A 13,010-nucleotide genomic window follows, 5' to 3' on the forward strand; every position below is an offset into this window, starting at 1 on the left:
TCCCCTGTTGGGCAACAGGGCCTTGCGCCCGGCAGGAGACATCTCACCCATGGAAATGATCGGTCTGTACCCCACATGGTTCGAACCCGGGCTGGGTAGCGGTTGGATCGTCGGGCTCATTGCCACGATCCACGTGCTGTTCTCGCACACCTCGGTCGGTGCCGCGATCTTCTTCGCCTTTCTGGCGAACTACGCCCACCGCCACCAGCGCCCCGACCTGCTGGAGTTCATCCGCCGCTACGGCCTGTTCCTGCTGGTGTTCAGCTACGTCCTGGGCTCGATCACCGGGCCGGGTATCTGGTACTCGACCACGGTGGCCAGCCCGCGTGGCATTTCGGCGCTGATTCACAGCTTTGTCTGGATGTGGGCAACTGAGTGGGTGTTCTTCGTCATTGAGGTGGTTGGTGTGTACATGCTGGTCTATCTCGCGAACCGACTCAACGCGCGCACCCACCTTAAGGTGTCGGTCATCTTCGGTCTGGCCTCCTACACCACCATGCTGGTGATCGTCGGCATCCTGAGCTTCATGATGTGGCCGGGTCAGGCCGGCTGGTACGAGACCGGTGGTGTGCTCAATGCCTTCTACGGCCCAAACACCTTCGCCCAGCTGGGTATGCGCAGCGCCTTCATGTTCACCATGACGGCGGTGGTCGGCGGCATCGTCGCGGCGCGTTTCCAGGACGCAGCGTTCAAGAAGGACGTGGCGCGCAAGCTGGCCTGGCTGGGCATTTGCTCTGCCGTCGCGGGTGCAGCCATGTTCCAGTGGTACCTGAACACGCTACCCGAGACGGCAGCGCTGGTGCTGGCCAATCGCCTGCCGGCGTGGTTCCAGCCAGCGCTGCTAGGCATCCTGGGTGCCACCGTGGCTTATTTCGCCATGACGCTGCTGCAGCCACGCACCCTGGTGGCCGGCGGTGCGGCAGCCATGACGCTGGCCGTGCTGGTCTTCGGCCTGTGGCCCGAGGAAGTGGCACGCGAATCGATCCGCAAGCCCTGGGTCGCCGGCCAGTACGTCTACTCCAACCAGGTGGTCGGGCGTGACGTGCCGGGCATGGGCGTGCGTTCTGAGATTCCGACGATCGAAGCGCATGGTTTCCTCAAGACCATGGTCTTCCTGCCGGACCACCAGCGCACCATCACCGACAGCAACCGCGTTGAGGCTGGTCGCGTGCTGGCGCTAGCCACCTGCTCCAACTGCCATTCGCTCAGCGCCACCGGCATGCGCCCGCTGCGCAACTACTTCAGCGCCAGCAACAGCACTTCGGAGATAGCTGACTACCTGCAGGCCGCGTTGTCCACCGGCAACACGCTGTACATGCCGCAGATCCCGTTCAAGGATGACGAGGCACTGGCGCTGGCCAGCTTCATCGCCACGCTGAACCTGCCATCTGCGCCCGCGGCAACACAAGCCAAGGCCCAGGCGGCCACCTCCACGATCAAGGAGTGAAGCCCATGACCCCTGAGATGCTCCTCGCGCTGCGCGACCCCGCCGGCGTTCCCTCTCACCCGCTGGTTTTCCTCGTTCTGGGTGTGCTCACCTTCGCGCTGCACATCGCGGCCGTGCAGGTGATGCTGGGCGCCGGTGCGCTCACGCTGCGCGGTGCCTTCAGCGCCAGCACCTACTGGCGCCGCCTGGCTGCGGCCATGCTGACCACGTCCAAGATCGCGGTCTCGGTAGCCATCGTGCTCGGTGTGGCGCCGCTGCTCTTCGTGCAGGTGGTCTATGACCCTTTCTGGTACACCTCCAACGTGCTCTCGGCCTGGTGGGTAATCGGCTTCATCGGCATCCTGATCGTCGGCTACATCGCCCTGTATGTCTTCTACTGGAAGAACCATGACATCGTGAAGGAGGGCGGGCGTGGCGGCGTCTGGATGGTGGCCTCGCTGGCCCTACTGCTGGCTGTGGGTTTCATCGTGCACAGCCTGACCAACCAGATGCTGTTCCCCGAGCAGTGGATGGCCTGGTATGCCCCGGGTGGCGTGGTGCAGCCCGACGGCCACAGCCTGCACTACTGGAACCTGCCGCGCTTCGGCTTCTTCATCGCGCTGGCCGCGCCCGTGACCGGCGCCTGGCTCTACGCCTACCGCCGTTACCTGCAGGGCTCTGCCCAGCCCGATGTCGCCTACATCGCCTGGCTGGCACCGCTGGCACAGAAGCTCATGCTGGTGGGCGGCGTGGTGGCCGTGCTGCTGGGTGCAGCGTGGATGGCCACGCTGCCGGCCAAGATGGCCTGGTTCGCGGTCTCACCCTGGTCGCTGATCGCATTGCTGGCGCTGTTGGCTACCGTGGCCTTGCCGCTGCTTCTGCGCGGCCGTCTGGACCGTGGGTACTGGGGCTATGCCATCTTCGGCGCGGGGGCGGTGGCGCTGATCGTCGTCGGTGCGGCGCGAGAGGTGCTGCGCTACGTCACACTGGCCGGCACGCACGGCTACGACGCGCTGGACTACCGCATCAACATGGACTGGTACAGCACCGCGCTGTTCTTCAGCACCTTCGGTGTGCTGGGCGCGGTGACGCTGGGTTATCTGCTGACCATTGCCTGGCAGGCCGGGCAGACGCAGGGGACCTACACCCCCAGCCCGGCAATTAACCGTCTGGGCAGCGTGGCCATCGGCCTGCTGGTGGTCTGGACTGCGGTCTATTTTGGCGTTGGCCTATTTGTGCAGATGCGTTGAACATGAAACACCTTCTATTCCAGGGCGCCGCTGTACTGCTGCTCGGCGTGGCCGGCGCCGCCGGCGCCCAGACTGCCAAACCGGCTGCAACGCCGCCGGCCGTTAGCGGTGAAGCCATGGCGCATAGCTGTGCCGCCTGCCACGGCACACAGGGACGGCTCGGCGACGAGTCCTTCATGCCGCTGGCCGGCATGCCGGTGGCGCAGTTCGTCACCACCATGAAGGACTTCCGCGAGGGCCGGCGACCGGCCACGCTGATGGGCCTGGTGGCCCGGGGCTTCAGTGATGCCGACATCCAGGCCATGGCCGAATTTTTTGCGGCTGTGCAGCCGCAGGAGCGGAAATGATGGAAATGACTGCCGATCTTTCACGCAGGCGCTGGCTGACTTCCTCGCTCGGCCTGCTCTCAGCAGCCTCACTGCCGGCCTGGGCGCAGGCGCCCGCCCGCACGGGCCCGGCGCACATCGTCATCGTCGGCGGCGGCGTCGGCGGCGCCACCGCCGCCAAGTACCTCAAGCTCTTCGACCCCACGCTGCGCGTGACGGTGATCGAGAAAAGCCCGGTCTATGTGCGGCCCTACGGCTCCAGCGAGGTGCTGAACCAGCATGCGCGCATGGAAGACCTCAACGTCAGCTATGACGCGCTGCGCAGTCGCTACGGTGTGGAGTTCGTGTTCGACACCGTCACCGACTTCGATCCGCAGGCGCGCACGGTGAGCACGGCTGGTCGCCAGAAGATTGGCTACGACCGCCTGATCGTTGCGCCCGGCATCCAACTCATGTACGGCGCCTACGCCGGCTACAGCGAGCAGGTGGCCAATACCTCGGTACCTTCGGGCTGGATCCCCGGTGCGCAGACCGCGCTGCTGGCGCGGCAGCTGCAGGGCATGCGCGAGGGCGGCACCTTCGTGCTGGCGGCGCCGCCCAACCCCTACCGCTGCCCACCCGGGCCCTACGAGCGCGCCGCGCTCATGACCGAGTGGTTCATGAAGCACAACCCGCGCGCCAAAGTCATCCTCGTTGACCCCAAAGACAGCTTCGTGACCGACGAGACCATGATGCTAGGTTGGAACCGCTTGTACAACTTCAACCTGCCCGAGGACTATGCCAAGCGCATGTCGGCCCAGGTCGAGATCAAGCAGCATGCCACGCCCGGCATGATGAGCTGGGTGCGCGGCAAGGACGGCGGCCGCACGTTGAAGATCGACGCGAAGAAGATGACCATCGAGACCGAGGCCGAGGTCATCAAGGCCGACGTGATCAATGTCGTCCCGCCCATGAAGGCCGGCCAGATCGCAATCACGCTGGGCTTGGCCGACAGCAGCGGCTGGTGCCCGGTGGACCGCCGTACCTTCGCGTCTACGCTGCAGGCCAATGTGCACGTGATCGGTGACGCCAGCATTGCCGACGCGATGCCCAAGTCCGGCTTTTCGGCCAACACCCAGGCCAAGGTGGTGGCGCGCGCCATCATCGAGGAACTGGCCGGACGGCCCGTCCCCGAGCCACTGTGGGAGAACACTTGTTACGCGCTGGCGGGCAAGGACTACGGCCTGTTCGTGGCCGACGTGTTCCGCCTGGTGGACGGCAAGATCGCCCGCACCAATGGCAAGGAGCGCTACCTGCCGCTCAACGCCACGCCCGCGCAGATCAAGCTCGGCGCCCGCTACCAGCAGGCCTGGCTGCGCACCTTCACCCAGGATTGTTTCTCCTGAGGGAACCGACAATGACCCTGATTCCACGTTCCCTCCCGTCCGTTCTGGCTACTCTTTTACTGATGGCCGGTTCGGCCAGCCTGCACGCGTCGGAGCCGGAGGCTGCCAAGGCGGCGCAGCCCTGGACGCCAGCTACTTTGCGCCAGACTTTGGCGCAATTGCCCGCCGGTGATGCCAAGCGCGGCGAGCAGGTGCACACACATTTCATGTGCGCCTCCTGCCACGGTGAGCGCGGCGTGGCGCCGACGCTGAACTGGCCCCACCTGGCTGGTCAGAAGGCTGCCTATACCGCCAAGATGATGCTGGACTACCAGAGCGGGTTGCGACGTGAGGGCCGACGGGCCGAACTCATGTACGACATCGCGGTGATGATGACGCCGCAGCAGATCGCCGATGTCTCCGCCTTCTATGCCGTGCAGCCCGTGCCGCGCGACGACGGCACGCCGCGCCCGCAGGCTCAGCCTGCGCCCAGGGACATGGATGCGCGACTGCTGGTGCGCAAGGGTGATCCGACGCGCCTCATCACTCCCTGCGCGAGTTGTCACGGCGTGGTAGGCCAGGGCGGCAGTCGCGAGGCGCCTGCGCTGGCCGGCCAGAACCCGCTGTACTTCGTGCGTACCATGCTCGACTACCAGGGCGGCGTGCGCAACAACGACAGTGCCAAGGGCATGCGCGTGTTCGCCCACAAGCTCACGCGCGGCGAGATCGAGACGCTTGCGCGCTACTACGCCGACCTGCCCACTGGCAAAAAATAGACCTCTCACATGAACTTCTGGGATCACAATTTTTCAGGCACCGGCTACAAATACGGCACCGCGCCCAACGCTTTCATCGCCGCCGAAGCGCAGCGCCTGGCCCCACGCAGCCGCGTGCTCGTGCCCGGCGATGGCGAGGGACGCAACGGTGTCTGGCTCGCGCAGCAAGGCCATGAAGTGACAGCGGTGGACTATTCCAGCGTGGGCCTGGACAAAGCCCGCTCGCTCGCCGCGCAGCGTGGCGTGCAGTTGCTCACCGAGCTGGCCGATCTGACCGAGTGGCAGGTGCCGGTCCAGCCGTTTGATGCGCTGGTGTTGGTGTTCGTGCACCTGCCAGCAGCCATCCGCACTCAAGTGCATCAACGGCTGCTCAAAGCACTCAAGCCCGGCGCCCTGGTGCTGATCGAGGCCTTCACCCCTAAACAACTGCATCTAAGCAGCGGTGGCCCCAAAGACGTGGCCATGCTCTACACCTTGGACCTGTTGCGTGCCGACTTTGCAGCCGACGCGCGCGAATTGACTGGCCTCGAGTGTGAGACCGTGCTGGACGAAGGACCGGGGCACCAGGGCCTCGCCCATGTGGTGCGGGTCGTATGGCAAAAGTGCTGAACCCCAAGTCTCTGCCCGCACCAGTCAAGGCTCGGCAGACACCGTGGCACTGGCCAGGCCTTGGTCTGCACTGGGTTTTCCACCACGCGTTGCTCCGTGCACTGCGTGCGCCACGTCTGCCACACGATCCGCCACTGTACCAGCGACCCTTGAGACGGGGGGCGCTCAGCGCGCATCGCCTCAATACACCGGAAGGGAAGCGACTGGCTGTGTGGCTGGCTCATCCCGATGCCGCAGGCCCGACTGCCGCACCCGCTGTACTGGTCATGCACGGCTGGGGGGCGAATGCGGCCATGATGTGGCCGGTGGTACAGCCGCTGGTGGACTCGGGCCATGTGGTGACCCTACTCGATGCCCGCTGCCACGGCGAAAGCGACGGCGACGACTTCACCTCACTGCCCCGCTTTGCCGAGGACATCGCCACCACACTGCGGTGGCTGGTGCAACAACCCGGCGTGGATGCCCAGCGGCTAGCACTGCTCGGCCATTCGGTGGGAGCGGGTGCCTGTCTGCTGCACGCGGCACAGGGCCAGCCCAAGGTGGCGGCCGTTGTCAGCTTGTCGGCCTTTGCGCATCCAGCTGAGGTAATGAGACGTTGGCTGGCGGAACACCGCCTGCCGCAGCGGCTGGTGGGCAATGCCATCCTGACCCATGTTCAAGAGGTAATCGGCGCGCAGTTTGACGACATTGCACCTCTGCACACCATTGGTCAGTCAACAGCCCCGATACTGCTGGTACACGGCCGGCAAGACGAGGCCGTGCCCTATACCGACGCGGAGCGGCTAGCTGAGGCTGCTTGGAATGCGGGAGGATATGTACAAATGCTGGGCGTCGACGGCTCACACGACTTGCGCGAGGCACTAGAGCCGCATGCACATGAAATTATCGATTTTTTGACCAAAGTCTGGCGCATTTAGGCGCCCTTTTCAGACGCCGTTGCACTCAAAGTGTTATCTGTACAAGTCGCTGCATATCACTGTCGGCCGATAGATACCTGCCATCAATTCAAACGGAGAAGCCCCCATGGAACTTGATCCACTTTTCTTATCCCGACTGCAGTTCGCATTTGTCGTGTCTTTCCACGCGATTTTTCCAGTGTTCACGATCGGACTGGCTAGCTACATAGCTGTTCTGGAAACGATTGCCTTGCGAACCGCTAGCCCACATTGGGAGCGTCTAGCCGCTTTCTGGATCAAAGTCTTTGCCGTGGTCTTTGGCATGGGCGTAGTTTCAGGCTTGGTTATGGCCTTTCAGTTCGGTACAAACTGGAGCAACTTTGCTTACGTGGCCTCGAACTTCCTTGGCCCCATTCTGGCTTATGAAGTGGTAACGGCCTTCTTCCTTGAAGCAGCATTCTTGGGGGTGCTGTTGTTCGGACGGAACAAGGTTCCTCCAGGGCTGCATCTACTGTCAGCCTACATGGTGGCGATTGGCACGTTTATCTCCTCGTTCTGGATTCTGTCAGCTAACTCCTGGATGCAAACCCCAACCGGCTTTGAAATCCGTGATGGGATGGTGCATGTGACCAGCTGGTTTGAGGCCATCTTTAATCCTTCTTTCCCCTACCGTTTTGCGCATATGGCCCTGGCTTCGTTCCTGACGGGAGGCTTTGTGGTCGCAGGGGTTTCAGCCCTATTCGTGCTGCGCGGTCACGCGGTGGAATCCGCTCAGCGTGCGCTGAAGATGACCCTGGTGCTGTTGGCCTTCATTTCACCCCTGCAGTTGTTCATTGGTGACATGCACGGTCTGAACACGCTGGAGCACCAGCCCATTAAAGTAGCTGCGATGGAAGGCGTCTGGCATACCGAAAAGGGAGCGCCACTTCTGCTGTTCGCGCTTCCCGATCAGGCAAAGGAAACCAACCATGCCGAAATCGGCATTCCGAAGCTCGCAAGCGTAATCCTGAAGCATGACCCTGAAGGTGAGATCAAAGGTTTAACCGAAGTTGCTCCCGATAAGCGTCCGCCAGTGTTAGTAGTTTTCTGGAGCTTCCGCGTAATGGTAGGCATCGGCATGCTGATGATCTTGGCTGGCCTAGTTGGCTCTTTCTTGGTCTGGCGTGGCACTCTGCTGCAATCACGCGCATTTCTCCGAACGTTGGTCTGGATGATTCCTGCCCCTTTCATTGCCGTACTGGCAGGCTGGTTTGTCACTGAAATTGGTCGCCAGCCCTATTTGATCTACGGAGTAATGACCGCAGCCCAGGCTCTGACCCCCAGCCTGCAAGGCTGGATGGCGCTGCTCACTTTGATTGGTTATGCCGCTGTGTATGCAGTGGTCTTTACGGCTGGCCTCCACTACCTTCGCAAAGTGATCAACAACGGCATCACCGATGTTCCCGCCCACGGAGCAGATGCTGGTCGCCCCAAACGTCCGCTGTCAGCCGTAGAGCTTGAGCAGTCGGGTATGGCCCCCTCATTCTTCAAGTCTTGAAAGGAAGTCACCCATGTACGACTTCACCTATCTTTGGGTTGGAATCATTGGTTTCGGCCTACTGATGTATGTTCTTGCAGACGGCTTTGACTTGGGCGTTGGCATGCTGTTTCCCTTCGCGTCCGATGAACTAGAGCGCGACGTGATGATGAATTCTGTTGCACCTGTCTGGGATGGCAATGAAACGTGGCTCATCCTCGGTGGCGCAGGCCTACTGGCGGCGTTTCCGCTGGTTTACACGGTGTTTCTACCTGCGCTCTATATCGGTGTATTTCTGTTGTTGGCGGGTTTGATTTTTCGGGGTATTGCTTTCGAGTTCCGCTTTAAAGCATCGGCACGAAACCGTTACTGGTGGAACGCGGCTTTCAGTATTGGCTCTTTTGTCGCGGCGTTTGCCCAAGGTGCGGTTGTAGGTTCTTACATCCAGGGCTTTAAGACGGAAAACATGCGCTATGTGGGTGGGGCGTTTGACTGGCTGACCCCCTTCACAGTGATGACGGGCCTCGGCTTGGTCGTTGGCTATGCCCTGCTTGGTGCCACATGGCTGGTGCTCAAGACCGAAGGTGTTCTGCAAGAGCGGGGGCGCGGTTGGGCGCGCAAGCTACTGATGGCAGTGATGGTGTTCTTTGTCGTCGTCAGCATCTGGACTCCCATGCTCGACAGCTACGTACATGACCGCTGGTTTGGCAATCTATCCTGGCTGTGGGTAATCCCGGCAATGACCGTGATCCTGGCAGGTCTGTTGTGGAGATGGCTGAGCACGAACCGCGAAGCCCTCCCGTTCATCGGTACTATCGTGCTGTTCGCGCTGTTCTATGGGGGACTGCTGTTCAGCAAATGGCCTTACGTGGTACCTCCTAACTACACTTTCCACGACGCGGCCTCTGCCCCAGAAAGCCAGCTCTTTCTGCTGGTGGGCGTGCTGTTCGTGATTCCTTTTGTGCTGATGTACACCGCTTGGACTTACTACGTCTTCCGCGGCAAGGTGCGGGCGGGTGCCGGTTACCACTGAAGCTTTAACACTAACGCCCCACCGCTTCCTGGCGCGCTTGCGCCAGCGCCAGGGGCGTTACCTATACCAAGCTGCTACCGGATCCCTCGCTGGGGTGCTGGGGCTGGGGCTTTTGTGTGCTTCACTCGCTTATTGGGTCAATTCTGCTGTGCAAGGTATCCCGCCAAACCGCTGGTGGGTTGTTCTTTCGGTAACGGGCGTGGTGTTGCGAGCTCTTGGCCACTGGGTGCGTGACAGGGCGGGACAAGCCTTGTCTTTGCAGGCACGCCAAGTCCTGCGAACGGAATTGCTGGAGCATGCCACCGCTCAGGGGCCGCTGTGGCTGCGAGCCCAGGGCAATCCTGCGTGGTGGACACAGCGCCTAATCGATCAAGTCGATGCTTTGCACGGCTACCTGGCACGGTATCTTCCCGCCCGGCAGGCTGCGGTACTAGTGCCTCTTGCCATCGTAGTAACAGTCTTTTCGATAGACTGGGTTGCTGGACTGCTGCTGCTGCTGGCAACCCCAATCATTCCATCGTTTATGGCGCTCATCGGTCTGGGCACCCAAGCGGTGCATGCTACCCAACAAACCCGCCAAGCCGAGTTGGCGGGCCATTTGCTGGAGCGCCTGGAAACTTTGCCCTGGCTACGCCGAACGGGCGCGCTTGCCGAATCTGAGCGAGCGGTCTACGAAGCCGCCCACGAGTACCGCCGCGTTGCGATGCGCGTGCTACGTGTAGCGTTTTTGTCTTCGGCTACCCTGGAGTTTTTCAGCGCTGTAGCCATCGGCTTGCTGGCCATCTATATCGGTTTTGCCCTGCTGGGCATGATTGCATGGGGTCCTGCACCTAGCCTGACTTTACGCGATGGCCTGTTCATACTGCTGCTGGCTCCAGAGTGCTTTTTGCCGCTACGTCAATTAGCCCAGGCTCACCATGACCTGACGGCCGCAAAGGCAGCAGCGGAAACTTTGGCACCCTGGGTTCAGGCAAGGGCGGTCACCAAGCAGGAGACCTCGAATACAGCGCCTCCTTCGCCAGGCCAAGTGCTGGCAATGGATCAGGTCAGTTTTCACTACGCCCCAGATGCCCCGCCCCTGTTCAGAGAATTGAACCTAGCTTTGAATGCGGGCGAGGTGCTGGGCATCTCTGGACCTAGCGGGAGCGGAAAATCTACTCTGCTTGCCTTGATGGCTGGTTTAGTTCCACCAACGCACGGGCAAGTAAAACGTTGCCAGCGTTGGTCTTGGCTAGCCCAGCGCCCTCACTTGTTCCATGACACCCTGCGCAACAACTTGTTGCTGGGCTGCCCCACAGATTCAGATGGGCGTGAAGACGCTGTGCTCCTTGCAGCCTTGGCGGCTGCGGGGATACCCCTGCCGGATCCTCAATTGCCTCTGGGCTTGGATACGCCAATTGGGGACCAAAACCAGGGCGTGTCTGGCGGCCAAGCCCAACGCATAGGCTTGGCTCGTACGTTGTTGCAGCAGGCGCCGCTGTGGCTGCTGGACGAGCCCACCGCAGCACTGGACGCAGACACCCGCGACACCCTGCTGCCCACGCTCTGGGGCTGCGCCCGTGAACGGGGTGTGGCGATGGTTATTGCCAGCCACGATCCAGTCGTGCTTGCGCGCTGCGATCGTATTTTTAAACTGGAGGCGGCATGAGTGTAGGACGCTTCCTTCGGGAGCTATACCGGCCACGCCAATCTTGGTTGACCCTGGCATTTGCCTGCTTGGCGCTGACCTGGATAGCGGGTGCAGCCCTTTTAGCCCTGTCAGGTTGGTTCATTACAGCAAGTGGCATGGCAGGCCTAGGATTGCTCGTGGGTCTCGATGTGTTCACGCCCTCTTCCGCCATTCGCGGTCTGGCGCTACTTCGTACAGCAGGTCGATATGCCGAGCGGGTACTGGGCCACGAGGCGATCTTTCGGCTGCTTGCCAACTTACGCGTGCGTGTTTTCCGAAATCTGGCCCACCAGCCTCGCCAAGGCAACCCTCTCCGCGATACCGATATCGTCACGCGTCTTATGGCTGACATAGACACCCTAGATGGTGCACCGCTGCGGGTGTTTGGCCCCTTTCTGGCAGGTTGCGCAAGCCTGTGTGTATCGGTAGCGATTGCCGCCGTAGCGGGTCCTTTGTCGATAGCTCTGTGTATTGCGCTCAGTGGCCTCGCTACCTTGACAATGGCTGTGACTGCCGCTCGCTGGGGACGCTTACGCAGCCATGCGCTCGTGCAGGCCAGGGCCATTCAGCGTATCGCGGTGATGGACCATCTCGCAGGCTTGGCAGAGTTGCGCAGTTTTGGCAAAGCCCATACCAGCCTGACGCAACTAGCAACACTCGATCATGCTCAACTTCAGCGTCAGCGCAGGCAAGAGGCTGTGGGTAGCTTAGGAGAGCATGGTGTCCAAGGACTTGTTGCCTTGGCAACCCTGTGCGTGATTGCTTTGGGGTACGACGCTGTGAATGCGCCCACTCTGGCCCTGCTAGCACTCATGACTCTTGGTTTGAACGAAGCATTGGGGGCCTTGCCGGGCGCTCTATGGCGTCTTGGTGAAAGCGAAGCTGCTGCCGAACGCCTAATGGCACTGGAGTCTCCCTGCCAAACAAAAGCGATCTCCTCGCCTGACTGCGCCGTACTGACGCACGATGCAACAGATCACACCACAAACTTGGTAGTGCATGACTTACGGTGCCAGCGCCAAACTGCAGACCCCCAGGCGCTGAATGCAGTACTACATCCTGGTTTACCGTTAGTTGTTCACGGTCCAAGTGGCTCCGGCAAGAGTAGCTTAATAGACACCCTGGCTGGAGAGTTGGCCCCGCTAACGGGAGGCTTGTGGCGTGAGGGTCAAAACCTCTTGAACCCCGACCATGCCCCTCCAGTGGGTCAGGTGGCTTATCTATCCCAGTCCGACATGCTGCTGGACCTCAGCGTACGTGAATTTTTGGGCCTGGGCCTTCAACCGCAGCCCGATGTGAACCTATGGGAGGTCTTGCGCCAAGTGGGCCTGGATGCTGTACTACTGCAGACTGGGGAGGGCCTAGAGTACCGCTTAGGGACTCGGGGGAGCCGTGTCTCTGGTGGACAAGCCCGTCGACTGCAACTGGCTGCCCTGCTGCTACGTGATCCCGTTTTAGTTCTTCTGGACGAGCCCTTCAGAGGAATGGAACCCCAACTAGTGCAGCACCTGCTAACACAATGCGGCCCCTGGCTGGCAAAACGGTGCTGCGTGCTCGTCACACACGACCCTCAGGTACTGCCCACGATCTGGCCTCGGCAGGCTTGGCCACTGTCAAATACCGCCAAAGTGACTGCCAATTTCTGCCAAATTCCTTTGCGATTCTGATTGCATTTTTGTAAGTTACTGATTTTTAAAATAAAGTGGCCTGCCAAGACATTGGCACATTTCTTGATTGTGCTGGTGTATCAGTATCAGAGTTCCGCGTTTTGAGGTGCGTATTTTTCTCATGGTTTCTAAACCAATCAATAGAAAGCCACCAAACGCATCTTAAAAAACCAGATCCGATATCTAGTCGGCCCTGCAAAATTCACCGCAACATCCAACCCAGCGATCCACAGCGGGTTCTGCGCGCCTGCGTGGCCATAGCCAGCGCCGCAGCCCAGATCCACAGTCGTGCGAGCAGGGGCGCAAAAAGCCCCTTGAGGCCCAAACGCACGATCGCCCGCAGCAGCCAGCGGATGTTGTAGCCGGCTGCGCACAGCACCGCGTGCAACGCATCGCCCATGGATCCCTTGAGCCAGCACCGATCCATGCCGTTGTCGTGTTTCAAGTGCCCTATCGCAGGCTCTACCGCTTGCCTTCT

12 protein-coding genes are annotated in these 13,010 nt (G+C 61.1%); 11 read left to right on the forward strand and 1 reads right to left on the reverse strand.

Translation table 11 applies throughout. The features are described from left to right. The first annotated feature begins 49 nt into the window (after positions 1-49). The 11 genes from BN2503_RS15420 to BN2503_RS21370 all read left to right on the forward strand — a co-directional run bounded on the left by BN2503_RS15420 (position 50) and on the right by BN2503_RS21370 (position 12,532). A complete protein-coding gene (locus BN2503_RS15420) occupies positions 50-1,447 on the forward strand; it encodes a c-type cytochrome (protein ID WP_054257528.1) in 1,398 nt (465 codons plus the stop codon). Positions 1,448-1,452: 5 nt separating this feature from the next. Next, the gene (locus BN2503_RS15425; RefSeq protein ID WP_054257529.1) at positions 1,453-2,676 is read left to right on the forward strand and encodes a hypothetical protein; all 1,224 of its coding nucleotides are present in this window, start codon (positions 1,453-1,455) and stop codon (positions 2,674-2,676) included. A gap of 2 nt (positions 2,677-2,678) precedes the next feature. Then, on the forward strand, positions 2,679-3,023 hold the full coding sequence (locus BN2503_RS15430) for a c-type cytochrome (protein WP_054257530.1): 345 nt from the start codon (positions 2,679-2,681) through the stop codon (positions 3,021-3,023). Then, positions 3,023-4,387 carry an NAD(P)/FAD-dependent oxidoreductase gene (locus BN2503_RS15435; RefSeq protein WP_233495098.1) on the forward strand — a complete coding sequence of 455 codons (1,365 nt, stop codon included), beginning with the start codon at positions 3,023-3,025 and terminating at the stop codon, positions 4,385-4,387. Before BN2503_RS15430 ends, BN2503_RS15435 begins: the two co-directional genes overlap by 1 nt. Positions 4,388-4,398: 11 nt before the next feature. After that, a complete protein-coding gene (locus BN2503_RS15440) occupies positions 4,399-5,142 on the forward strand; it encodes a c-type cytochrome (RefSeq protein WP_139235487.1) in 744 nt (247 codons plus the stop codon). A gap of 9 nt (positions 5,143-5,151) precedes the next feature. Beyond that, positions 5,152-5,751 carry a class I SAM-dependent methyltransferase gene (locus BN2503_RS15445; protein WP_054257531.1) on the forward strand — a complete coding sequence of 200 codons (600 nt, stop codon included), beginning with the start codon at positions 5,152-5,154 and terminating at the stop codon, positions 5,749-5,751. Beyond that, on the forward strand, positions 5,736-6,668 hold the full coding sequence (locus tag BN2503_RS15450) for an alpha/beta hydrolase (RefSeq protein ID WP_082366634.1): 933 nt from the start codon (positions 5,736-5,738) through the stop codon (positions 6,666-6,668). The genes BN2503_RS15445 and BN2503_RS15450 overlap by 16 nt, the downstream gene beginning before the upstream one ends. Positions 6,669-6,774: 106 nt before the next feature. Continuing rightward, positions 6,775-8,184, forward strand: a complete 1,410-nt coding sequence (locus tag BN2503_RS15455) for a cytochrome ubiquinol oxidase subunit I (RefSeq protein ID WP_054257532.1) — start codon at positions 6,775-6,777, stop codon at positions 8,182-8,184. A gap of 13 nt (positions 8,185-8,197) precedes the next feature. Next, positions 8,198-9,196, forward strand: a complete 999-nt coding sequence (gene cydB, locus BN2503_RS15460; RefSeq protein WP_054257533.1) for a cytochrome d ubiquinol oxidase subunit II — start codon at positions 8,198-8,200, stop codon at positions 9,194-9,196. 94 nt (positions 9,197-9,290) lie between these two features. Next, positions 9,291-10,844, forward strand: coding sequence for a thiol reductant ABC exporter subunit CydD (gene cydD / locus BN2503_RS15465; protein ID WP_233495099.1), 1,554 nt, complete (start codon positions 9,291-9,293; stop codon positions 10,842-10,844). Between the two features lie 920 nt (positions 10,845-11,764). Further along, complete coding sequence (locus BN2503_RS21370) at positions 11,765-12,532, forward strand: ATP-binding cassette domain-containing protein (protein ID WP_353611898.1); 768 nt, start codon at positions 11,765-11,767, stop codon at positions 12,530-12,532. Between the two features lie 202 nt (positions 12,533-12,734). On the opposite strand, the gene BN2503_RS15470 is transcribed toward BN2503_RS21370, so the two are convergent. Beyond that, the coding region (locus BN2503_RS15470; RefSeq protein WP_491893069.1) for a transposase at positions 12,735-13,010 on the reverse strand (276 nt) is incomplete at its 5' end.

The sequence above is a fragment of the Paenacidovorax caeni genome (genome assembly GCF_001298675.1).
GTDB classification, from domain to species: Bacteria; Pseudomonadota; Gammaproteobacteria; order Burkholderiales; family Burkholderiaceae_C; genus Paenacidovorax; species Paenacidovorax caeni.